The organism is Kribbella soli, from assembly GCF_004331345.1.
Taxonomy (GTDB): domain Bacteria; phylum Actinomycetota; class Actinomycetes; order Propionibacteriales; family Kribbellaceae; genus Kribbella; species Kribbella soli.
In genome coordinates this window covers 275,744-298,424 of sequence record NZ_SJJZ01000001.1, presented here as the reverse complement: position 1 = coordinate 298,424, position 22,681 = coordinate 275,744, and the positions used below count along the sequence as shown (strand labels likewise).

Genomic DNA, 22,681 nt, shown 5'->3' with positions numbered 1-22,681 from the left:
TTACTCGGCCCCGCAGTTCGCCTTGCAGAGCTTGTCGGTGAGCGTGAGGATCGTGCCCGGTGCTTCGGAGTCGGCCTCGGTCGAGAACTCGACGTTCCAGTCGCCGAACGTCGTCTGCGCCGACGCCTTGCCTGACTGCTGCTTCAGCCAGTCGACGATCTGACCGCGCGGGTTCACGTGCGCCAGCTCCAGCGCCTCCGGTGCGAACTCGGCCAGCCGCGTCGTCGACTCGGTCGCCGGGCCGGCCGCCTGCAGTGAGATCACCGGTGGACGCGGGTGCGTGCCGATCAGCACCTGGACCGACCGCAAGCCGCTGCTGCAGGTCTCGTACGCCTCGTCGGTGCTGCACTTGTACTGCTTGCCCGTGAACGCTGCGACGACCTGTGCCGCCGTGAGGTCCGGCAGCGTCTCCTCAGGTCCTGACGAGCTGTTGCTCGCGGCAGGCGTACCTGAGGTGCTGGTGCTCGCAGATGTGCTCGGGCTCCCGTCCGACTCCGGCTTGTCGCCGGAGCAGGACGTGGTCCCTACGACGAGTGCGGCGCAGGCCAGAACGGCAGCGCCGTACCGGGGGTTCAGACCGGCACCTCGATCGCCGCGTCGAGGGCGATCGTGATCATCTCGGAGAACGTCGTCTGACGCTCCTCCGCGGACGTCACCTCGTGCGTGATCAGGTGGTCCGACACGGTCATGATGCCGAGCGCGCGGCGGCCGAACTTCGCTGCCAGCGTGTAGAGCGCAGCGGCCTCCATCTCGATGCCGAGCACGCCGTACTCCGCGGTCCGCGAGACCAGGTCCGGGCGGTCGTTGTAGAACAGGTCGCCGGAGAACACCTGGCCGACGTGCACGTTCAGCCCGGCTGCCTCGGCGGCGTCCACGGCCGCGCGGAGCAGCTTGTAGTCGGCGGTCGGCGCGTAGTCGATGCCGTGGAAGCGCAGCCGGTTCATCTGCGAGTCGGTGCTCGCGGACATCGCGATGATCACGTCGCGGACCCGGACCGCCTCGGTCAGCGCGCCACAGGTGCCGACCCGGATCAGGGTCTGTACTTCGTACTCCTCGAACAGCTCGTTCGCGTAGATGGAGGCGGACGCCTGGCCCATGCCGGAGCCCTGCACGGAGATGCGCTCACCCTTGTAGGTGCCGGTGAACCCGAACATGTTGCGGATCTCGGTGTAGCAGATCACGTCGGACAGGTAGGTCTCCGCGATCCACTTGGCCCGCAGCGGGTCGCCCGGAAACAGCACCCGCGGTGCGATCTGCCCCTTCTCGGCGGCGATGTGAATACTCATGCGGGGATGCTCTCACGGGCGCGGGATATGTTGAGGCATGTGGCCTACTCCATCGCACCTGGTTCGCTAGCCCTGTCCCGGCCCGTACTGGACCGCGCCGCCGACCGCCGCCGAGACGACGACTGGTTGGAGAAAGCCTGGGCCGCGCCCGAAACGCAGGTCGCGGTCGTGGCCGGCGACAAGATCCAGGTGGTCGAGGACCGCTCCGCAGTGCGGTTCGTGCCGCCGTCCGAGGCGCCGGAAGGTCTTCGGATCTTCCTCGGCATCGACCGCGAGTCCGGGGCCGGGATGACCGCGGAGGGCCGCGCGGTGTTCGGCGTACTGGTCGGCGGTGAGGGCGACGAGTCGTACGGCGGACTGCGCGAGCTCGGCGCCGTACTGGACGACCGCGAGGCCGGCATCGCCGTGCACCTGATCGGACTGTCCAACTGGCATGCCGTCTACACGCACTGCGGGAACTGCGGCGAGCACACCGAGGTAGTGGAGGCCGGACACGTACGGCGCTGCCCGGGTTGCGGGCTGTCGCACTTCCCGCGCAGCGACCCGGCGATCATCGTGCTGGTCACCGACGACCAGGACCGCGCACTGCTCGGCCGCAACGAGGCCTGGCCTGCAGGCCGGTACTCCACGCTGGCCGGCTTCGTGGAGCCAGGCGAGTCGTTGGAGGCCACCGTACGGCGTGAGGTGCTCGAGGAGACCGGTGTGGTCGTCGGGCCGGAGGTCGAGTACGCGGCCAGCCAGCCGTGGCCGCTGCCCGCGAGCCTGATGCTGGGGTTCTACGCGAAGGCGACGAACTTCGATATCGACGTGGACCAGGACGAGATCCACGAGGCGAAGTGGTTCACCCGGGAGGACCTCCGCGTGCTGGTCGAAGCCGGCACGATGGCCCTCCCGGGGGCGATCTCGATCTCCCGCCGCCTGATCGAAGGCTGGTACGGCGAGAGCCTCAGCGGGAGCTGGTGATCACCGGCCCACGTCGGACCGGGCTGCGGCGATCCTGATCAGGACGCCCTCCCAGCGCTCGACCGAGCCGTCCGTCTCGAGCTGCCTGAGCTTCCGGTTGACCGCTTCGACGTAGGCGCTGTGGCTCGGCCAGTCCGCCTCGGCATCCGGCAGTACGTCTGTCAGCGTGCAACCGTACGTCAGGAAGCGGTTCTGTACGTGGCTGTCGATGTTCCCGGTCCAGACCGTCGACCGGACGTCGGACTGCGGACAGGAGTCGACCGGTGGCGTGTACGAGGCCAGGTTGGTCGGGTTGATGTAGCCGTCCGGACGCAGCAGCGTGTAGTAGGTGCCGTCCGGCGTCTGGGTGAGCCGGTTGAGGCCGTGGTCGCGCAGTACGGTCGTGCGGCCGCTCAGGATGTCCATGACGAACAGCCGGCCACCGGTCACGCCGTACAAGTAGCCGTCGCGCCAGGACAGTGCCCCGTCCTGTGAGCCGGTGGCTCCGCTGAACACGGGCAGCAGGCGCTCCACCTCACCGGTGGACGGGTTGACGGCGAACACGATGCCGTCCGCGAGACCCCAGATGTTGCCGTCCGGTCCGGTGGTCAGCTCGTTGATGCTGGCCGCACCGGAGACCGGGACGACGTCGGTCAGCACCTCTCCCGTCGCCGGGTTCACCTTGACCAGGTGTGCCTCACTGGCCCTCGGGTCGGTGCCCTGACCGCCCTCGATGCTGGAGCCGACCCAGACGTCAGCACCGGAGGGCACGATGGAGGAGATCGTCTGGTCGGTCACCAGGTTGCGGTAGACCGTGTGGCTGCCCGTCGGTACGTCGTACACGGTCAGCGCGCCGCCGTACTCGCCGTACGCCGGTGTGGTGCCGACGTACACACGGTTGCCTGCGGGGACCACTGCGACCGGCCTGTTCTGGTGGTCGCTGTCGACGAGGCTGAACAGTTCCTTCGGGTTGGTCGGGCTCTCCGGTGCGGTCGGGTCCCAGAGCGAGAGACGGCCGTACGGGTAGATACCGACGTACATCTTGCCGGTGCCGTCCCAGGCCCAGCCCTCCACCTGTCCCTGCCTGGTGGTGACTGTGGACTTGCCGGTCGCCGGGTCGTAAATGGAGGTGGCGCCGTTCAGGTAGACGTTGACGAACACCTTGGCCGTGGTGGGGTCGGCCAGTGCGTGCATGAGCGGCGACGGCACGTACTGGAACGGTGAGCTCCACTGCGCGAGCGTCCCGTCCGCTGGGTTGTAGCGGAACGTTCCACCGGAGTAGTTGCCGGCCAGGCCGTACAGCACCGGTACGCCGTTCTCGGTCACCCAGCCGTAGCCGATGGATGCGCCACGGGTCAGTGTGCGCGGCGGCGAGACCGGACCGACCGTGTTGGTGTCCAGGTCGTAGTGCGTGAGGGACAGGGTGTTGTTGGTGAAGTAGACGCCACCTGGTCCGGCCGCGGAGACACCGCGCGCAGCGATCGGGTAGTCCATCACCTGCTGGCCCGTGGCGCTGTCGGTGTACTTGACCTGCTCACCGGTCACTGCGTCGACCACCACCAGGCGGCTGCTCGCGTTTGCGAAGACCTTGCCGCCGGCGTAGTCGAGGTCGATGAAGTCCTTCGCCGTCGTACCCGGGGGAGTGATGTCCTCGACCGCCTTGGTGTCCACGTCGATGCGGAGCAGCCTGGCGTTCGGAGTGGAGACGCCGACGAACAGCTTGTTGTGGTCGGGGTCGTAGACCGTGGACCGCGCGTACTGCTGCACCGGGTCGAGTGAGCCGTAGTCGGTGACATCTCCGGTCGTTGCGTCGTACTTGAACGCGTGGGCGGTCGGATACGTCCCGGCGTACACGTTGCCGGCCTGGTCGGCGGTGAGGCCGTAGATCTGGGACTCGCCCGGGATGGGCTGCCCCAGGTCGGTCACCTCACCCGTGGCCGGGCTGTAGCGGTAGAGATGCGCGTTGGCGTAGGTGCCGAGGTAGACGTCACCGTTCGGCACCACGACGATCGCCCAGCCGCCGGCGGCCCCGGGCAGCGGCACGGTGCGGATCAGCTCGCGGCTGTGCAGGTCGACGACGTTGAGCCGCGCGTTCTCACCCGCGGGTACGGCGTACACGACGTCGCGGCCGTCCGGCGTGTGGCCGATCGCGCCTTCCATGATCGTGAGCGAGCTGATCGGCGACCCGAGGTCCTTGATGACCTCGGCCGACGGCGCGATCGGTCGCGTCGGGGTGCCAAGCGGCCAGTTCTCCGACGGGAACGGGTCAGGCAGGTCCCCCGGCGGGGCCGCAGTGGCGTGCAGACCGCCCGTCGCGAGCAGGCCGAGCGTGACGGCGAGGCTCGTAAGGGCATAGCGGAATTGACGGCGCGAGAACATGGGCGGACTCCCTGCGGCGTAGTTCACCGCAAGGTATAACGGTCATGACCGTAATGTCCATAACTCAGGCGATATGACCTGAGCTATGCCTGGATCTCGTCAGGCGACGAGCTTGTCCGCGACCTGGGCGAGCGACGGGTTCGTCATCGCGGTGCCGTCGGGGAAGACCACGGTCGGCACCGTCTGGTTGCCGTTGTTGACCTTCTCGACGATCTTCGCGGCCTCCGGGACCTGCTCGATGTCGATCTCGGTGAACTCGATTCCGGCCCGCTTGAGCTGGCCCTTGAGGCGGTGGCAGTAGCCGCACCACGGGGTCGAGTACATGGTGAATGCCGACATCGGCGGACTCCTTGTGGAGTGGGGAGGGGTTTTGTCGGGCGACCCGTCTAGGGTTGCCTTCGACGTATCCGAACCATGATGCAGGTGGTGCTGTTCCCGCATGTCCCAGCCCGTGAGCGACTTCACACAATCTGCATCCGCCGAGAGCCTTCTGGAGGCTCTCGACCCGGAGCAGCGGGCGGTCGCGACCACGTTGCACGGCGCCGTCGCGGTGATGGCCGGCGCGGGGACCGGGAAGACGCGGGCGATCACCCACCGGATCGCGTACGGCGTGCGCACCGGGACGTTCGACCCGGTCCGCGTGCTCGCGGTGACGTTCACCCAGCGGGCCGCGGGGGAGATGCGCGGCCGGCTCGCGCAGCTCGGCGTCCAGGGCGTGCAGGCCCGCACGTTCCACTCCGCCGCGCTCCGGCAGGCCCGGTTCTTCTGGCCGAAGGTGTACGGCGGGGAGCTGCCGCCGATCGCGGACCGCAAGTTCCCGCTGCTGACCGAGGCCGCGTCGCGCTGCCGCGTCCGGGTGGACACACCCGCGCTGCGCGACCTGGCCGGCGAGGTCGAGTGGGCCAAGGTGAGCAACGTCCGGCCGGACGACTACGCGCGGCTGGCGCCCAAGTCGGCGCGGGCGCTGGCGGCCTTCGACCCGGCGACGATCGCCCGGATCTTCGCGGCGTACGAGGATGTGAAGCTGGAGCGCGGGCGCATCGACCTGGAGGACGTGCTGCTCTGTACTGTCGCGCTGCTCGCGGAGGACGAGCGGGTGGCGGCGGAGATCCGGCGGCAGTACCGCACGTTCGTCGTGGACGAGTACCAGGACGTCTCGCCGCTGCAGCAGAGCCTGCTCGACCTGTGGCTCGGTGGCCGCGAGGACGTCTGCGTGGTCGGTGACCCGGCGCAGACGATCTATTCATGGGCCGGCGCCGACCCGGAGAACCTGGTGCGGTTCGCGTCCCGGCACCCGTCGGCGACCGTGATCAAGCTGGTCCGCGACTACCGGTCGACGCCGCAGATCGTGGACGTGGCTAACAAGATCCTGGACGCCGCCGGTCCGACGGGGCTGCCCGGGCGGGTCACGTTGCGGTCGCAGAAGGAGGCCGGTCCGGTTCCGGTCTACCGCGAGTACTCCGACGAGGTCGCGGAGGCGGACGCGGTGGCGCGGGCCGTCGTACGGCTGAAGGACGAGGGCGTGGCGCTGCGGGACATCGCCGTACTGTTCCGGACCAACGCGCAGTCGGAGAACTTCGAGCAGGCGCTGGCCGAGCGGAAGATCCCGACCGTGCTGAAGGGCGCGGAGCGGTTCTTCGAGCGCGCGGAGATCCGGCAGGCCGCCGTACTGCTGCGCGGACAGGCCAAGGCCGGTCAGGCCGGCGACGACCTGGTGACCACGGTGACCGGAGTGCTGGGCGGTGCCGGCTGGACGCAGGAGCCGCCGACCGGGACCGGTGCGGTGCGGGACCGCTGGGAGTCGCTGAGCGCGCTGGTGACGATGACGTCCGACTTCGCCGCGGCGAATCCCGACGCGAGGCTGCCGGAGCTGATGGCAGAGCTGGACCGTCGGGCGACGATCCAGCACGCGCCGCTGGCGGAGGGCGTCACGCTGGCGACGCTGCACGCGGCCAAGGGCCTGGAGTGGGAGTCCGTCTTCATCGTCGGGGCGCACGAGGGGACGCTGCCGATCACCTACGCCCAGACGCCGGCGCAGGTGGAGGAGGAACGACGGCTGTTCTATGTCGGCGTGACGCGGGCCAAGCAGCAGCTGTTCATCAGCTGGTCCACCTCCCGCTCGCCGGGCGGCCGCGGTACGCGTGGACCGACCCGCTTCCTGGACCCGATCGGCGTCCGTACGGCGCGCTCCGAGTGGACCCCGTCGTCGTCCGTCGGCTGGGAGCGCCCATCCCGCTCCGAACGCGCTGAGAAGTCCGGCCGGCCGATCCCCAAGTGCCGGGTCTGCGGCCGCGGCCTGACCGACCCGGGCGCCCGCAAGCTCGGCCGCTGCGAGGACTGCCCGTCCTCGATCGACCAGAAGCTGTACGACGCCTTGATCGAGTGGCGCACCGAGCAGGCGGAGTCCGAGAAGATGCCGGCGTTCGTGATCCTCACCGACGCGACCCTGACCGCGATCGCCGAGACCAAGCCCGGCGACGCCCAGGCGCTCCGGCAGATCCCGGGCATCGGCCACACCAAGCTGACCAAGTACGGCGAGCACATCCTCAACCTCTGCACTCGCTGAGACCTCTGCACTGGCTGCCCTTTCAGGCAAACCTGTTGCCAGGCACGAGATCCGCGGCGCATCCTGGAGGACGTGCCGTGTTCTGCTGCTGGCAGACGTGGCAGTTAGGTGACAGAGGCAACGATCCCGGAGCGTGCGGATGGCGTCCCGGAGCGTGCTGGAAGGCTGCGCCGGCAATGAGATCTTGCCGCCTCAGCGGCAACTTCCGGCCAACTTCGCGAACTGGCGATAAATAGTTTGCGGGCTCCGGCGCGGACGGCGTACTGTTCTTTCTGCGGTCGAAGCCTGGCCGAAAACTTCAAACCACCATAGCGATCGAGCTAACCGCCCGCTTCGCCACAACGAGAGGAGGTGCCCTGGAAATGATCACCAACACGGTCAAGAAGCCGTTCAGCGACGCAACCGCGCTGCCGTGCGCCCCGATTCAGGGTGCCTCGCCGCGCCTGCATGTCGCGACCGTTGTGCTCATGGCCTCCGGCGCTGCCCAGATCAAGGGCGGAGCTGTCGGCGATGTGAAGTACGGCGGTTCGGGTTCTCGAGCATGGAGTCCACCGGTCTGACAGACGTCAGAGCCGGCACCTCCAGGCCGCGGAACCCACCTAGGGTCCCGCGGCCCTTTTGTTTGTCCCCAAGATTTGGCGGCCGTCACCCGGCAGCCGTCACCGACGACAAGAGATCAGCAACCAAAAGTCACTGGGAGGTGACCGGAATGAGCGTGAGCTTCCTCGATGTCTTCACCGAGGTCGCAACGTCGCAGGACCTGCCCTGTCGGTCCTACGCGCCAGAACTCTTCTTCGCCGAATCGCCGGCGGACGTCGAGTACGCGAAGTCTCTCTGCACGACCTGCCCGCTGAAGGCCGAGTGCCTGGCCGGAGCGCTCGAGCGTTCCGAGCCGTGGGGAGTGTGGGGCGGCCAGCTGTTCGTCCAAGGTGTGGTGGTTCCGCGCAAGCGGCCCCGTGGGCGTCCCCGCAAGAGTGACACCGTAACCGCAGCCTGACGACCTTCAACCCATCCGAAACGAGTCCAACGTGACCACTCAGACTTTCACCAGGAGCACCGAAATGCATTTACTTCACGAAGATCTCGCCCGTGCTCATTGTCGTAGCTTGCTGAAGGACGCAGAGCAGAACCGGCGCTTCCGCCTCGCTCACCAGATCGAGAAGGCGCAGAAGCAGGCCGAGCGGGCCGGCCGGCGAGCTGAGAGGGCCAGCGCACGCGCGCGCCTCGCACTCGCCCGCCTCGTCTGATCCACCAGAATCACAGCCTGACCAGCTGAATCACTGAGGGGCGGCACCCAAAGGGGTGCCGCCCCTCAGCCACGTTCTGACAGCAGCAGTTGCTGCAGACCGACCAGCGTGATGCCGCTGACGATCTCGTGGCGGTTGATCATCCCGGGTACGTCGGCCAGCGGGATCCACTCGATCCGATCCGACTCGTTCCGCTCGGTCGGCGGTCCGGCGTACTGCGCACTTGCCGCCCGGTACACAAAGTGCCGCGAGTCCATGATCCCGGCCGCCGGCTCCGAGCGGATGAGCTCGCTCAGCCCGTCCGCCCGCCACCCGGTCTCCTCCTCGAGCTCCCGCGCCGCGGCAGCCTCCGGACTCTCACCGGCCTCGATGATCCCCATCGGGATCTCCCACGCCCAGGTGTCGGTCAGGAACCGGTGCCGCCACATCAGCAGCACGCACTCGTCCCGGGTGACGACAGCCGCGGCGATGTCCTTCAGGCGTACCGCGTGGTAGTCGAACCGCTCCCCGTCGGGCTGCTCGACGTCCAACCGCCGTACGCTCAGCCACCGATTGGACCAGGCCTCTTCCTCACCATGGATCACCCAGCGCATGCTGAGGAGCGTAGGGCACGTCTCGAGCGGGGGAGGTCTCGGGCGATGAAGCTGGTCGACGTCGGCGGCCGGACGATGGCATACCACCGCGCCGGTGCCGGACCCGCGCTGGTGTTGCTGCACGGCGGGTGGAGCGACGGCCGTGCCTGGCGACCCCAGCTGGACGGCCTGGCCGATCTCTTCGACGTGATCGCCTGGGACGCGCCCGGCTGTGGAGCCTCCGACGATCCTGCCGGTCGGATGACGATGTCGGACTACGCCGATGACCTGACCGCTCTGGTGACCGAACTGGGCATCGGGGAAGCCCATCTGTGCGGCCTGTCCTGGGGTGGCGGCCTCGCTCTCGCCGTGTGGCAACGCCACCCCGAGTTGGTCCGCTCGCTGATCCTTGTGGGGGCGTACGCCGGCTGGAAGGGATCCTTGCCGCCCGAGGAGGTCGAGGCCCGGGTACGGCGGGTCCGGTCCGAGGTCGAGCGGCCGCCGGCGGAGTGGATGGACGACTACCTCCCCGGCTTTTTCGCCGGATCAGCGCCGGCCGGGTCGCTGGAACTGGTCCGGACGATGATGGCGGAGAGCCGTCCGACCGGGATGCTGCCGATGCTGACCGCGTTCGCCGAGGCAGATCTGAACGCGGTCCTGCCCACGATCGGGGTCCCCACGCTGCTGCTCTGGGGTGAACACGACCAGCGCTGCCCGCTCGGGACGGTCGGGGAGGCGCTGCGGTCGGCAATCCCCACTGCAGAACTCGTGGTGCTCCGCGGAGTGGGCCATGAAGCGAACCTCGAGGCACCTGAAGCGTTCAACACGGAGGTGCGGCGCTTCCTGGAGACCAGTGGTGCAACACTGATGCGCGTGACCAGAGCTACCTGTGTGTTGTGTGGTCAGCAGGCGGCGTCCGAGGACGTGCCGCTGACCTGGATGACCTCGATCGAGGACGGCCGCAAGCTGTTGTACTGCGACCGGTGTGCCCGGGAGAACGTCCGCAGCATCGAGGGAAAGCTCGACTCGGTCTACTGGTAGTCGTACCGGTCCGGGACGCGCATCGCGGGTCCGCCGACGTGGAGACCGAGCGGCTCGGCGCGTCCCTTCGGCTCCTCCCACACCTCTTGTCGTCCGAGGACGGTGAGGTCGAGGTACCGGTAGCAGTTGTGGAAGTCCTCGATGCCACGGCCGAAGGTCGAGTACGTGTGGAACACCTCGTCGTCGACCCGGACGAACGCGCTGATACCCGGTAGCTCCTCGCCGTTCATGTCAGCGGTCCACGGTCCGTCCGACCACGGCGTCCCCTTCTCGTTCGCCAGCTGCTCCTGCGTGCGGAAATGCAGCAGCACCGGCGCGACCCGGTCGTCCAGCGTGGCGTGGAAGTCGTAGTTGAAGTCGCTCCCGTACGACGAGTACCACGGAAACGTCCAACCCAGCCGCTCCTGGAACGCGGCGATCTTCGGGTACGGCGCGCGCGACACGGCGACCAGTGCCGTGTTGCGCACGTACAACTGGCGGAGGTTTCCGACCTCGTCGGCGGCGGACGAGCAACTCGGACACGCCTCGTCCCAGTCCGGGCCGAACATGAAGTGGTGCATCACCAGCTGGTCCCGCCCGCCGAACAGGTCCAACAGCCCGACCTCACCGTCCGGACCCTCGAAAACGTAGGGCTTGTCCATCCGGACCATCGGCAGCCGCCGGCGCTCGGCGTTCAGGCGGTCGCGCGCTCGCGTCACCTCCTTCTCCAGCCTCAGCAGCTCCAGACGGGCCGCGAGCCACTCGTCCTGCGTCACGACCTCGGGCAGATTGTCCATCGTTGTCATCCCGACCTCCTGAAAAGATCTGTACCCACTGTCGATCTTGCGATGTGCCGTCCGACGCAGTGAGTGACAAGACTCCTGTGGAAGGACCGGATCATGACCCTCAGCCTCGAGGCGGACCCCGTGGCCACCGGCAAGCGGCAGTGGATCGCGCTGAGCGTGCTGTGCCTCGCGTCGCTGCTCGTGTCCCTGGACCTGTTCGTGATGCTACTGGCCGTGCCGGCGGTCACCGAGGCGCTCGGCGCCACCGGTAGCCAGCAGTTGTGGATCCTGGACGTGTACGGGTTCATGGTGGCCGGCCTGATGATCACGATGGGCAGCCTGGGCGACCGCCTCGGCCGCCGTCGGCTGCTGCTGATCGCCGCTGCGGTGTTCGGCGTCGCCTCGATCGTGGCGGCGTACTCGGTCAGCCCCGGCATGCTGATCGGCGCCCGCGCGGTGCTGGGCATCGCCGGAGCAGCGATCGCGCCGTGCACCTTGTCGCTGATCTCCACGCTGTTCCCGAACGAGCGGCAGCGGGCCACCGCGCTCGGCGTCTGGGGCGGCTGCTTCACCGTCGGCGCGATCGTCGGCCCGATCGTCGGTGGCGTCCTGCTGAACCACTTCTGGTGGGGCTCCGCCTTCCTGATCGGCGTCCCGGCGATGCTGGTTCTGCTGGCAGTGGGGCGGTTCATCCTCCCGGAGTACCGGAACGAGAAGGCCGGACGGATCGACGTACCGAGTGTCCTGCTGTCGCTGGCCGCGATCCTGCCGGCCATCCACGGCCTGAAGCACCTCGCCTCGCACGGGGCCGGCACCCAGTCCATCGGGGCCCTGCTGATCGGCGGCACCTTCGGCTGGATCTTCGTACGGCGTCAGCGGCGGCTGGACGACCCGCTGGTGGACGTGCGGCTGTTCGCGCGGCGGACCTTCAGTGTGACGCTCGGCAGCATGACGGCGTACTCGATGCTGTCCGGTGGCGTGATGGTCTTCATTGCGCAGTACTTCCAGCTGGTCAAGGGGATGAGCCCGCTCGACGCCGGGCTGGCGCTGGTCCCGGGCATGATCACGTCGACGATCGGCTTCCAGCTCGCGCCGCGGCTGGCGCAGCGGATCCGTCCGGGCATCCTCATCCCAGCCGGTGTCGCGTTCACGGTGGCCGGCATGGCCGTGGTCAGCGTGACGACCTCGACCACGGTGCTGGTGATCGCGTTCGCGGTGCAGTGCCTCGGGCCGGGCGCGCTGGTCATTCTGGGGACGAACCTGGTCATCGGATCTGTGCCACCGGAGAAGGCCGGCTCGGCCGGCGCGCTGACCCAGACGGGCAACGAGTTCGGGTACTCCCTCGGCATCGCCGTCCTCGGCAGCGTGGTCACCGCGGTCTACCGCAGCCGTACCGACGGTCGTGGCGGCAACTCGCTGGGTGAGGCGGTCAGCCAGGGCGCGTCTGCCGACGTACTCGATCAGGCCCGGGACGCCTTCACCTCCGGACTTCACATGGCTGCCGGGATCACTGCCGTGGCCCTGGCCGCGATGGCGGTCCTGCTGGCGGTCACCCTGCGCGCGCTGCCCGCGCTCAGTCGTCGCTGAAGCCGGGCAGGAGCTCCTCCAGGACCGAGCGGAACGGGGCCTCGGCCTCGAGCTGGGAGAGCACGGCCATGCCGCCGATCCAGACGCGGTGGATCAGCAGGTACGACGGTGGCATGTTGAGGCGCAGGGCGAGGGACGCGTTGGGGGACCGGAAGTCGCCGGTCCGGTTCGCCTGCGCGCGCATCCACTCCCGGCTGAACTGGAAGCTCTCCTCGCGGGCCGGCTCCGCGAACGGCGCGAGGTAGTCCATCAGCTGGGCCGGGTCGATCTCCATCCGCGGCTTGATGAAGCCCTCGGCCTTGAGCCCGTCCCGGACCGCCAGGCCGTCGCCCTTCAGCGAGATCCGCAGCAGCCGTCCGATCGCCGGCGGCAGGCCGTCCGGGAGCCGCGCGCAGAGGCCGAAGTCGACCACGCCGAGCCGCCCGTCCGGCATCACCCGGAAGTTCCCCGGGTGCGGGTCGGAGTGCAGCAGACCGGCGTACTTCGGCCCGCTGAACATGAACCGGACGTACTTCAGCCCGATCGCGTCCCGCTCCTCCTTGGTGCCGCCGGTGATGTACGACGACAGCGGCCGGCCCTCGATCCACTCGGACACGATCACCGAGGGGGAGTGCTTGACGACCCGCGGGACCACGAACTCCGGGTGATCCTTGAACGCGTCGGCGTACTGCTGCTGGGCCTGCGCCTCGCGGTCGTAGTCGAGCTCCTCGCCGATCCGCTCCTGGAGCTCGGCGATGAGCGGCTTCACGTCCAGGCCGGGGATCAGGCTGCCGATCGTCCGGGCGAACCGCCCGAGCTGACGCAGATCGGCCCGCAGGGCCTCCGCGGCACCTGGGTACTGCAGCTTGACCGCGACCTCGCGGCCGTCCTTCAGCCGTCCGCGGTGCACCTGGCCGATCGACGCCGCGGCCGCAGGTACGTCGCCGAACTCGTCGAACCGGTCCCGCCAGCGCTTGCCGAGCTCACGGCTGAGGATCGTGTCCACGGTCGAGGCCTGCATCGGCGGGGCGGAGTCCTGCAGCTTGGTCAGGGTCGCCCGGTACGGCGCCGCGAGCTCCTCCGGCATCGCGGACTCCATCAGGCTGAGCATCTGCCCGAACTTCATCGCGCCGCCCTTGAGCTCACCCAGGACGGCGAACAACTGGTCCGCCGTACGGCGCTGGAACTCGGCGTACACGGCCTCGGCGGGGGCGCCGCCGATGCGCTTGCCCAGGCCGACCGTCGCCCGCCCGGCGGCACCGAGCGGCAGGCTGGCAAGTTTCGCGGTCCGGCTCAGCGCCTTACGAGGAAGGTCCGACACGTACCCATTCTGTCCGGTCACCCAAGCCCCGGTGGCGGTGGGGCCCCAAGTGTGTCGCTGTGTGTCGCTGTGTGTCGCGGTCCGGGTACGACTCCGGGTACGACTCCGAGGACGACGAGAGGCGGTGTCCGGCACGCGCAACGTGCCGGACACCGCCTCTACGACTTGGTGCTGGTGCGTCAGGCCTTGCCGAGGATCCGGTTCAGGTTCGTACCGCACTCGGGGCACTTGGCCTTCGCCATGCGCGTGCCCTTGTCGTTGACCTTGACCTCGCCGTCGGCGGTGCGCTTGGCCTTGCACTTGACGCAGTAAAACTCGCCGCTCCAGGTCTCTGCCATGAGGGCCCTCTCCTTGCTCTGAATTCCAGCCCGGGGTCTCGCCCCGGGCAGTCGTTGGATGCTAACGGCAGACCGTCCTGCCGTAGGCCGTTCGGCCCAGTCGGGATTCACCCTACGGCCTCCTGGCGCAGGCTCAAGCGCACCTGCTGGTCCGCGTGCCGCGTGATTCCCCCGAGGAAAGCCCTTACCGAAACTTTCGCCGGCGCAGAACAGGCTCCCGGTGATCCGCCTCCGTGACCACTCGGCTTCCCCTCCGAGCGGCCCCGGTAGCGGTCCGGGAGCCTGTTGCCGATGACGCTAGGAGGTACCGGCGGCGGTGGCAAGCCCGCGTTGTCCACCCCTGTGGATAACTCTGTGAGCAACCTGTGGGACGCGCCGCCGGACACTGTGGACGGGCGGGGGAACAGGATGTGAACAACCAGGGTCGGCAGGTTCAAGATCTGGCGTCTGACCTGCGGAAACGTCCATGCACAGGATGTGGACCGAAGAAAGTTGTCGGATTCGGGGGGTACATTTTTGAGCCATGGCCGACTCTCCACTGCGCCCGATCCCGCCTCACGTGGACATCCGCCGCAGCAAGCGCCGCAAGCGCACGGTCAGCGCCTACCGGGACGGCGACCGGGTGGTCGTGCTGATGCCCGACCGGCTGTCCGCCGCCGAGGAGGCGCGCTGGGTCGAGACCATGCTGGCGCGACTCGAGAAGCAGCGCAGCCGATCGCGCGTGTCGGACGAAAAATTGTTGGCCAGAGCACACGATCTCGCGTGTCGCCACCTCCCGGAAGTGCCCGAACCTGCGTCGGTGAGGTGGGTTTCGAACCAAAACAGACGGTGGGGATCGTGCACTCCGGCGGACCGATCGATCCGGTTGTCGACCCGTCTGCAGTCGATGCCGGCCTGGGTCGTCGACTACGTCCTGGTCCACGAGCTCGCCCATCTGATCGAGCCGACCCACAACGCCACCTTCTGGGCCCTGGTCCACCGCTACCCGAAATCCGAACGCGCCGAGGGCTACCTGGAGGGCGTCTCCGCCGCCTCATCCCTCGACCTCGAAGACTTCTAACCCACCCCGCCCCACCCCCAAGCCTGCCGCCCAACCTTGGGCCCGACCCACCCCGCCTCCGCCCGCCGCCTGCCCGCCGTTTCGACTTTGGGCCTCTACCAACCATTTGCGCGCGCCGGAAACGGTTGGTAGGGGCCCAAGGTTGAGCGGTGGAGTCGGTGGAGTCGGGGGTGGCGCGGAGCAGGGCGATGGAGTCGGGGGTGGCGTGGTGCAGGGCGGCCGGGCGCGTACGGCGTACTGCCCGGGCCGGCTCCACCCGCGCCCGCGCGTTCGTTCGACTTTGTGCACCCAGTCCGTGCGGATCGGCGAGCCGCGTACGGACGTCATGCACAAAGTCGGGCAGCCGCCCCACTCCCACCGCCCCACTCCCACGGCGCCCCGCGCCGTCCCGCCCACCGCCTGCCCGGCGGTTCGCGCGACTTTGGGCACCGGCCAACCGTTTGCGGGGGGCGGAAGCGGTTGGTGGGGGCTCAAGGTGGGTCGGTCGGGGCGGGTGTGGAGGGGTGGGCCGGGGTGCGTACGGCGTACGGGAAAGGGTGGGGTGGGGTTTGCCTCAGGGTGACCTGGGGGGCTTCCTGCATGGTCGCGACCGGGCCGCGGCAGCCAGGCTTCTTCCCGTAGCCAGCGCAACGCCAGGGAGCGCTGGGTGGGGCGCCGGTGGGTGCGCAGAGGGGCAGGGAACGTATGGCCAGGGGACAGATCACGGTCCGGGCAGCGCGCTGGAGCGCGACCCATCCGTGGCGGGCGATCGCGATGTGGGTTGTCGTCGTGATCGCCTGTTTCGCGCTCGGGCAGGTGACCGGGACGAAGGAGTCGAAGAACGAGGGTGACATCGGTGAGGTGACCCGGGCGGACAACATCGTCAAGTCCGGCAACTTCGACGACCCGGACGTCGAGAGCGTGCTGATCACGGCGCCGTCCGGACAGCTCGACCATGCCGCGGCGAACAAGGCGGCGGCGGTGGTGATCCAGCAGATGCGCGCCCTCGGTGGGGTCGCGGAGGTGGGTCAGCCGATGCCGTCGCCGAAGAACGACGCGGTGATCGTCCGGGTGACGATGAAGGACGTGCCGGACGGCTCGGACGACGACGCCCGGGTCCAGCCGCTGCTCGACACGACCGCCAAGGTCCAGCAGCAGTATCCGGATCTGCGGATCGAAGAGGTCGGTGGACTGTCGATCGGCAAGGCGCTCAACGAGACGCTGGGCAAGGACTTCAAACGGGCGGAGATTTTCAGCCTGCCGGTGACGCTCGCGATCCTCTTGATCGCATTCGGTGCTCTGATCGCCGCGTCCGTCCCGCTGGTGCTCGCGCTGTCCGCGGTGGCTGCCGCGATCGGCTTGTCGGCTGCGGCTTCGCAGTTGGTGCCGGCTGTGGATGCGGTCAACAGCGTGATCCTGCTGATCGGTATGGCGGTCGGCGTCGACTACTCGCTCTTCTATCTGCGCCGCGAACGTGAGGAACGCGCCAAGGGCCGCGGCCACGTCGACGCGGTCGAGATCGCCGCGGCGACCTCGGGTCACGCGGTCGTCGTGTCGGGTACGGCGGTCATCATCTCAATGGCCGGCTTGTTCCTCGCTCGTGACGCGGTGTTCTCGTCCTTCGCGGTCGGCTCGATCCTGGTTGTCGCAGTGGCCGTCGTCGGTTCGCTGACCGTCCTGCCTGCCGTGCTGGCGAAGCTCGGTCGTTGGGTGGACAAGCCGCGGATCCCGCTCGTCTGGCGGCTGACGGCCGGCAACAAGGAGCCGCGGTTCTGGCCGATGGCTCTCAAGCCGGCCCTGAAGCACCCGATCGCCACTCTGCTGGTCGCCGTCACCGCGCTGCTCGCGGTCGCGTCGCCGGCGCTGGGGATGACGCTGAAGTTCCCGGGCACCGAGGACCTGCCGCGTGACACCGCGGTGATGAAGGCGTACGACCGGCTGACCGCGGCCTTCCCGAGTACGGGTACCAGCCACGAGGTCGCCGTACGGGCGCCTGCGAACCAGCAGCCCGCGGTGAAGGCGGCGCTGGCCGAGCTGATGGAGCGGACCAAGGGCGACAGCCTGTTCGCGTCGGACGGTCTCGAAGAGCCGCGGTTCTCCAAGGACGGCACGGTCGCGACGCTCGAGGTTGCCACGCCGTACGAGGGCGGCAGCGACCAAGCACGGGACTCGCTGACCAAGCTGCGCAAGGAACTGATGCCGGAGACGGTCGGCAAGGTGCCGGGAGTCGAGTACGCGGTCGGCGGGTTCGTGGCCGCGGACGTCGACTATGCGGCGCACACGCGGGACAAGCTGCCGCTGGTGATCGGGTTCGTGCTGCTGCTGACGATGATCGTGATGATGGTGACGTTCCGGTCGGTGGTGGTCGCGATCACGGCGATCGGGCTCAACCTGCTGAGCGCGGGTGCGGCGTACGGCGTCGTCACCGCGGTCTTCCAGAACACCTGGGCCGAAGGATTGCTGGACTTCCGGTCGAACGGCGCTGTCGTCAGTTGGCTGCCGCTGTTCCTCTTCGTGGTGCTGTTCGGGCTGTCGATGGACTACCACGTGTTCGTGGTCAGCCGGATCCGCGAGGCGGTACTGCGCGGCGTCCCGACGAAGCAGGCGGTGGCCGAGGGCATCACCGGGTCGGCCGGCGTGGTGACCAGCGCGGCAGCCGTCATGATCGGCGTGTTCGCGGTCTTCGCAACCCTGAGCACGCTGGACATGAAGCAGTTGGGCGTCGGCCTCGCGGTCGCAATCCTGATCGACGCAACGATCATCCGCGCCGTCGTACTCCCCAGCATCATGACCCTCCTCGGCGACGCCAACTGGTGGGCCCCCAAGTGGCTCCGCGGCAACACCGCCAAGCACGCCACCCCGACCCCACCCGCCCCGGAAGAAGAACGCGAACTAACCCCGGTCGGCTAACGGACGATCGGACAGCGGGGCGACCGCCGCGGCCCACCCGGATTCTGAGTCCGGGTGGGCCGCGTTTGTACGTCTAATGTCTCCCCTGAGCACCGAACGTCGCGGCCAACCGCTGGCCGTTCTGGGGGAGTTGGCTGGAGAAGGGGCGGTTGATCGCGATGGCTGTCAGGGTCGAGTTGTGGATCGACGGCCGCGTGGTCGATGGGGCTGAGCAATGGTGGGACGACATCGAGGCCGCCCTCGCCACTGACGAAAGGACAGCTGAGTTTCCGATGCTCGGCCGGGTCGACGCCTACGGGGACGTGCTGTTCGAGCGCGAGGAGCTGGGCGCGCTGGCGGCCGAGATCCGGCGGTTCATGCCTCACGCTCGGGAGAGTGTTCGCCCCTTCCTGGACAGGCTCACCGAGCTGTGCGAAGCAGGCGGCCGCGGCACGGGGGCGGAACTGCGCTTCCTCGGCGACTGACCGTTCCGAAAACCGTTCGGCCGCGGCAAGGGTGTCGTTGGAGGATGTCGGTCGTGAACAACGAGGACCCGTCCAACCCGACCCTCACCCGCCGCTGATCCGGCTCGGACTCGGGACACCCGCCGGGGACTGGGGACACGTAATGGCTTGTCCCGGGTAGCCATTTCGTATTCCCGGTTCGGTCAGGTGGCAGCCTGGCGGGCTCGGTGGGCGGCGGCTTTGACGCGGCTTTGGCATTGGGGGGAGCAGAAGCGGCGTTGACCGTTCTTGGAGACGTCGACGAAGACTCGGTCGCACTGGGGGGCTGCGCAGACGCCTAGCCGGCCGGCCAGGTCGCTGCCGACGGCGAGTGCGAGGCCGGCGGCGCAGCCGGCAGCCCAGCCGTTCGCGAGCTGCTCGTCGGGGCCGTGGAAGTGCAGGCTCCACGGGCGGTCCTTGCCGCGGTCGAGCTGCGGGCGCGCGTTCGTGTCGATCAGCAACGCGTTGATCTCCGCCGCGGCGGTGTCCAGATCGCCGTCGTTCGCGGCCTCGAAGACGGTCCGCATCCGGCCCGCGAGCAGCTTCAGTCGCCGCGCGTCGTCGACCGGAACGGACTTCGGCGGATGGCCGATCGCGGTCAGCGCCTCGGCGACGGCGGCCTTGATCGCGTCCGGTTCGTCGGCGGGAGCGTCGTACGGGACACCACCGGAGTACCCGGGGGTCAGTCGGTTCACGTACTCGACCGACGCCGCCAGCACATTCCGGGCATGACTATCAAAAGACACTTGACCAGTCACGCGCCACCTCCGTAGGCTCAGGTTGCGTGACCGATCATAGCCACTTAGACAGTCATGAGGTGTCAGGATGAGTGCTGTTTCGGCACTGACAGCGCGCGGGCTCTCCAGGACCGTCTGGATCTTGGTCATCGCCCGCGCTGTGAATCGGATCGGCGCGTTCACGCTTCCGTTCCTGGGCGTGGTGCTCGCGGTCGAGCTCAAGGCTTCGCTCGGACAAGTCGGCCTGATCCTCGCGGTCTTCGGGGCCGCGACGATCCCGTCCCGGCTGCTCGGTGGTCAGCTGGCCGATCGCCTCGGGCGCCGCCGTACGATCGTCCTCGGTCTGGCGGGGTGTGCGGTCGCCCAGTTGTGGATCGCGCTCAGCCACGTCCTGTGGTCCGCCGTACTCGCGACGATCCTGCTCGGCCTCGCGTTCGAGATCTACGAGCCGCCCAGCCAGGCGATGATCGCCGACGTCACCGAGCCCGAGGATCGCCCTGCCGCCTACGGCTTGTACAGCGCGGCGCTGGCAGCGGCCGGCGTACTGGCAGGTCTGCTCGCCGCCGCGATCAGTCACTGGGACCTCCGCTGGCTCTTCGTCGCCGACGCGATCACCTGTCTGTCCTGCGCCGCACTGGTCGCGCTCGCGCTTCCGGCCGACGTACGCCGGGAACGCCCGGCGGATCGCCCCGCGGCAGTCTGGCGAGACAGGCGACTGCTACTGCTTCTCGCGGGCGGCACAGTCTTCGCCACCATCTACATGCAGCTGATCATCGGCGTACCGCTGACGCTGCTCGAACAAGGCCTCCCGAAGTCGGGCACCGGCATCATCCTCGCGGTGTCCGCGGTCACCTTGATCGTGGCCCAACGCGTGCTCCGTGTGCAGCACCTCGACGACTTCCGGGCCATCGCGATCGGCTACCTACTTGTCGCTGCTGGGCTGGTGGTCAGCGCGGTCGCTCACGGCCTCAGCGTGTTCCTGCTCGCCTCGGTCCTGTGGAGCCTCGGCGAGTTGTTCCTGCTGACCCGCTACCTGACCCAGGCGTCCGGCCTCGCGCCCGACGAGGCCCGCGGCCGCTACCTCGCCGTCTTCGGTCTGAGCTGGGGCATCGCCACGACGATCGCGCCGATCACCGTCACCCAACTGCTCAAGTCTGCAGGCCCAGCAGGACTTTGGCTCACGACCGCCGGAGCTGCCGTCGTGCTCGCGGCACTCCAGCCGTGGTTCAGGAAGCGACTGGCTCCAGCCGGACCGTGAGGCCCTTGGCGACCGGGGTGTTGCTGCCCTTCGCGAGGTCGTCGGCCGACATCAGCACATTGGTCTCGGGGTAGTACGCCGCCACGCAGCCGCGGGCCGTCGGGTAGGAGACCAACCGGAAGTGCGAGGCCCGCCTTTCGACGCCCCGGAACTCGCTCACGATGTCGACGTACCCGCCGTCCTCCAGGCCAAGCTCGGCCAGGTCGTCCGGGTGCACGAAGACGACTTCGCGGGTCCCGTGGATGCCGCGGTACCGGTCCTCGAGGCCGTAGATCGTGGTGTTGAACTGGTCGTGGCTGCGCAACGTCTGCAGCAGCAACCGGCCTGGCTCCGTCGGCAACCAGGTCAGCTCGTTCGCCGTGAACTGCGCTCGCGCGTCGGACGTCTTGAACTCGCGCTTGTCCCGCGCCGCGTGCGCGAGCAGGAAGCCGCCGTCACCGTCCCGCAGCCGCTCCTCGAAGTTCTCGTACCCGTCCGCGACCCGCCCGATCCGCTGCCGGATCAGGCTGTAGTCGTCGGCGAAGTCGGCCCACGGAATCTGCCCGACGTCCGGTACGACGGCCTGGGCCAGCCCGCACACGATCCCGATCTCGGACTTCAGCTCCGGCGCCGGCGGAATCAGGTTGCCCTTCGACAGGTGTACGGCGCCCTGCGAGTCCTCGACCGACACCGATTGCGGACCCGCCGCGGTGTGATCGTGATCGGTCCGGCCGAGTGTCGGCAGGATCAGCGCCTCGCGGCCCGTGATCGTGTGCGACCGGTTCAGCTTGGTGGACACGTGCACCGTCAGGTCGCATTGCCGCAGCCCGCGATGCACGACCTCGGTGTCCGGCGTCGCGGAGGCGAAGTTGCCGCCCATCGCGAAGAACACCCGTACGTCGCCGTCGCGGAGCCGCTTTACGGTCTCCGCGGCGTCGATGCCGTGCGCGCGCGGAGAGGTGAACGAGAACTCGTGGTCGAGCCGGTCCAGGAAGGTGTCCGGCATCTTCTCCCAGATCCCCATGCTGCGGTCGCCCTGGACGTTCGAGTGACCGCGCACCGGGCACGGGCCCGCGCCCGGCTTGCCGATGTTGCCCTGCAGGAGCAGCACGTTGACGATCTCGGTGATCGTTGCGACCGCCTCGCGGTGCTGGGTCAGCCCCATCGCCCAGCACACCACGGTCGCCTTCGACTTGATGAAGCGCTGCGCCAGCTCCTCGATCTCGGCCCGCCGCAGCCCGGTGGCCTGCTCGACCGCGGGCCAGTCGAGCTCGGTGTTGTGCTTGGCGTACAGCTCGAACCCGCTGGTGTGCGACTCGACGAACGACTTGTCCAGCACGGTGCCCGGGTTCGCGGCCTCGGCCTCGAGCAGAAGGTGGCCGAGGGCAAGGAACAGGGCCTGGTCGCCGCCGATCCGGATCCGCAGATGCTGGTCGGCGAGCTGCGTACCCTTGCCGACCAGGCCGCGCGGCTTCTGCGGGTTCATGAACCGCATCAGACCCGGCTCGGGCAGCGGGTTCACCGCGACGATCGAGGCGCCGTTGCGCTTGGCGGTCTCGAGGTGGGTGAGCATCCGCGGCGCGTTGGTGCCCGGGTTCTGCCCGACGACGACGATCAGCTCGGACTCTTCGAGCATCTCCAGCGTGACCGCGCCCTTGCCGCTGCCGATCACCCGCAACAGCGCCGTACCGGACGACTCGTGGCACATGTTCGAGCAGTCGGGGAGGTTGTTGGTGCCGTACGCGCGGACGAACAGCTGGTAGAGGAACGCGGCCTCGTTGCTGGTCCGGCCGGAGGTGTAGAAGACGGCGTCGTTCGGGTCGACGAGGGCCTTCAGGTGCCGGGCGACGACCTGGAACGCCTCGTCCCAGCCAACCGGCTCGTAGTGCGTGGCACCCGCTCGCAGCAGCATCGGCTCGGTGATCCGGCCGAGCTTGCCGAGGTCGAACTCGGAGATCCGGTCGATGTCCGCGACCGAGTTCTCGGCGAAGAAGGCCCGCGGCACCCGCTTGCGGGTCGCCTCCCAGGCCACCGCCTTCGCGCCGTTCTCACAGAACTCGGCGGTGTGCTTGTGCTCCGGATCCGGCCACGCGCAGGACGGACAGTCGAACCCGCGGTCCTGGTTCATCTTCAGGAAGGTGCGGCCGGTGCGCACCGGCCCCATCGAGCGGAGACCGAACTTGAACGACGACAGCACAGCAGGCACACCGGCGGCCTTCTGCTTCGGCTGTTCGATATCGACCATGTTTCAACA

At 68.6% G+C, this 22,681-nt stretch carries 22 protein-coding genes; 12 read left to right on the top strand and 10 right to left on the bottom strand.

The features are described 5' to 3' along the window. Positions 1-264 (bottom strand): hypothetical protein, encoded by a 264-nt coding sequence (locus E0H45_RS43095; RefSeq protein ID WP_238154740.1) that lies wholly within the window; start codon positions 262-264, stop codon positions 1-3. A 16-nt stretch (positions 265-280) separates the two neighbouring features. On the opposite strand from E0H45_RS43095, the gene E0H45_RS43090 reads away from it, so the two are divergent. Next, the gene (locus tag E0H45_RS43090) at positions 281-613 is read left to right on the top strand and encodes a hypothetical protein (RefSeq protein ID WP_238154739.1); all 333 of its coding nucleotides are present in this window, start codon (positions 281-283) and stop codon (positions 611-613) included. Here the strand turns inward: E0H45_RS43090 and deoD are convergent. Beyond that, a complete protein-coding gene (gene deoD / locus E0H45_RS01455; RefSeq protein ID WP_131334454.1) occupies positions 573-1,286 on the bottom strand; it encodes a purine-nucleoside phosphorylase in 714 nt (237 codons plus the stop codon). The two genes, E0H45_RS43090 and deoD, sit on opposite strands and share 41 nt — an antisense overlap. A gap of 39 nt (positions 1,287-1,325) precedes the next feature. On the opposite strand from deoD, the gene nudC reads away from it, so the two are divergent. Further along, positions 1,326-2,249 carry an NAD(+) diphosphatase gene (gene nudC, locus E0H45_RS01450; RefSeq protein WP_238154738.1) on the top strand — a complete coding sequence of 308 codons (924 nt, stop codon included), beginning with the start codon at positions 1,326-1,328 and terminating at the stop codon, positions 2,247-2,249. Here the strand turns inward: nudC and E0H45_RS01445 are convergent, their stop codons facing one another. Continuing rightward, positions 2,250-4,607, bottom strand: a complete 2,358-nt coding sequence (locus E0H45_RS01445) for a hypothetical protein (RefSeq protein WP_238154737.1) — start codon at positions 4,605-4,607, stop codon at positions 2,250-2,252. Positions 4,608-4,706: 99 nt separating this feature from the next. After that, positions 4,707-4,946 carry a mycoredoxin gene (locus E0H45_RS01440; RefSeq protein WP_131334452.1) on the bottom strand — a complete coding sequence of 80 codons (240 nt, stop codon included), beginning with the start codon at positions 4,944-4,946 and terminating at the stop codon, positions 4,707-4,709. Positions 4,947-5,046: 100 nt separating this feature from the next. Here E0H45_RS01440 and E0H45_RS01435 point away from each other — a divergent pair, with 100 nt between their 5' ends. From E0H45_RS01435 to E0H45_RS01420, 4 genes are all read left to right on the top strand, one after another. Then, complete coding sequence (locus E0H45_RS01435) at positions 5,047-7,173, top strand: ATP-dependent DNA helicase UvrD2 (protein ID WP_131334451.1); 2,127 nt, start codon at positions 5,047-5,049, stop codon at positions 7,171-7,173. 362 nt (positions 7,174-7,535) lie between these two features. Continuing rightward, positions 7,536-7,733, top strand: coding sequence for a hypothetical protein (locus E0H45_RS01430; RefSeq protein ID WP_131334450.1), 198 nt, complete (start codon positions 7,536-7,538; stop codon positions 7,731-7,733). A gap of 149 nt (positions 7,734-7,882) precedes the next feature. Further along, the gene (locus tag E0H45_RS01425) at positions 7,883-8,170 is read left to right on the top strand and encodes a WhiB family transcriptional regulator (protein ID WP_131334449.1); all 288 of its coding nucleotides are present in this window, start codon (positions 7,883-7,885) and stop codon (positions 8,168-8,170) included. Positions 8,171-8,279: 109 nt separating this feature from the next. After that, positions 8,280-8,420: a hypothetical protein gene (locus E0H45_RS01420; protein ID WP_238150791.1), complete on the top strand. Its 141-nt coding sequence runs from the start codon at positions 8,280-8,282 to the stop codon at positions 8,418-8,420. Between the two features lie 65 nt (positions 8,421-8,485). Here E0H45_RS01420 and E0H45_RS01415 read toward each other — a convergent pair whose 3' ends face one another. After that, positions 8,486-9,013 carry an NUDIX domain-containing protein gene (locus tag E0H45_RS01415; RefSeq protein WP_131334448.1) on the bottom strand — a complete coding sequence of 176 codons (528 nt, stop codon included), beginning with the start codon at positions 9,011-9,013 and terminating at the stop codon, positions 8,486-8,488. A gap of 45 nt (positions 9,014-9,058) precedes the next feature. Between E0H45_RS01415 and E0H45_RS01410 the strand changes: the two genes are divergently transcribed. Then, positions 9,059-10,033, top strand: coding sequence for an alpha/beta fold hydrolase (locus tag E0H45_RS01410; protein WP_131334447.1), 975 nt, complete (start codon positions 9,059-9,061; stop codon positions 10,031-10,033). Here E0H45_RS01410 and E0H45_RS01405 read toward each other — a convergent pair. Next, positions 10,024-10,818, bottom strand: a complete 795-nt coding sequence (locus E0H45_RS01405; protein WP_131334446.1) for a DUF899 domain-containing protein — start codon at positions 10,816-10,818, stop codon at positions 10,024-10,026. The genes E0H45_RS01410 and E0H45_RS01405 overlap by 10 nt on opposite strands. 93 nt (positions 10,819-10,911) lie before the next feature. Between E0H45_RS01405 and E0H45_RS01400 the strand changes: the two genes are divergently transcribed. Continuing rightward, positions 10,912-12,384, top strand: coding sequence for an MFS transporter (locus E0H45_RS01400; RefSeq protein WP_131334445.1), 1,473 nt, complete (start codon positions 10,912-10,914; stop codon positions 12,382-12,384). Here the strand turns inward: E0H45_RS01400 and E0H45_RS01395 are convergent. Together E0H45_RS01395 and E0H45_RS42290 are read right to left on the bottom strand one after the other, a co-directional pair. Further along, positions 12,371-13,684, bottom strand: coding sequence for an ABC1 kinase family protein (locus E0H45_RS01395; protein ID WP_131334444.1), 1,314 nt, complete (start codon positions 13,682-13,684; stop codon positions 12,371-12,373). The two genes, E0H45_RS01400 and E0H45_RS01395, sit on opposite strands and share 14 nt — an antisense overlap. A gap of 179 nt (positions 13,685-13,863) precedes the next feature. Then, entirely contained in the window at positions 13,864-14,022 is a 159-nt protein-coding gene (locus E0H45_RS42290) for a DUF5679 domain-containing protein (protein ID WP_012922897.1), read from the bottom strand. A 523-nt stretch (positions 14,023-14,545) separates the two neighbouring features. Between E0H45_RS42290 and E0H45_RS01390 the strand changes: the two genes are divergently transcribed. The 3 genes from E0H45_RS01390 to E0H45_RS01380 all read left to right on the top strand — a co-directional run bounded on the left by E0H45_RS01390 (position 14,546) and on the right by E0H45_RS01380 (position 18,435). Then, positions 14,546-15,082, top strand: coding sequence for a M48 family metallopeptidase (locus tag E0H45_RS01390; protein WP_131334443.1), 537 nt, complete (start codon positions 14,546-14,548; stop codon positions 15,080-15,082). Positions 15,083-15,766: 684 nt separating this feature from the next. Continuing rightward, complete coding sequence (locus E0H45_RS01385) at positions 15,767-17,971, top strand: MMPL family transporter (RefSeq protein WP_131334442.1); 2,205 nt, start codon at positions 15,767-15,769, stop codon at positions 17,969-17,971. A 149-nt stretch (positions 17,972-18,120) separates the two neighbouring features. Then, complete coding sequence (locus E0H45_RS01380; RefSeq protein ID WP_131334441.1) at positions 18,121-18,435, top strand: hypothetical protein; 315 nt, start codon at positions 18,121-18,123, stop codon at positions 18,433-18,435. 182 nt (positions 18,436-18,617) lie between these two features. Here E0H45_RS01380 and E0H45_RS01375 read toward each other — a convergent pair whose 3' ends face one another. Beyond that, positions 18,618-19,211, bottom strand: a complete 594-nt coding sequence (locus E0H45_RS01375; RefSeq protein WP_131334440.1) for a CGNR zinc finger domain-containing protein — start codon at positions 19,209-19,211, stop codon at positions 18,618-18,620. Between the two features lie 67 nt (positions 19,212-19,278). Here E0H45_RS01375 and E0H45_RS01370 point away from each other — a divergent pair, with 67 nt between their 5' ends. Beyond that, complete coding sequence (locus tag E0H45_RS01370; RefSeq protein WP_131334439.1) at positions 19,279-20,448, top strand: MFS transporter; 1,170 nt, start codon at positions 19,279-19,281, stop codon at positions 20,446-20,448. Here E0H45_RS01370 and E0H45_RS01365 read toward each other — a convergent pair. Continuing rightward, complete coding sequence (locus tag E0H45_RS01365; protein WP_131334438.1) at positions 20,417-22,672, bottom strand: FdhF/YdeP family oxidoreductase; 2,256 nt, start codon at positions 22,670-22,672, stop codon at positions 20,417-20,419. The two genes, E0H45_RS01370 and E0H45_RS01365, sit on opposite strands and share 32 nt — an antisense overlap. Between the last annotated feature and the right edge of the window lie 9 nt (positions 22,673-22,681).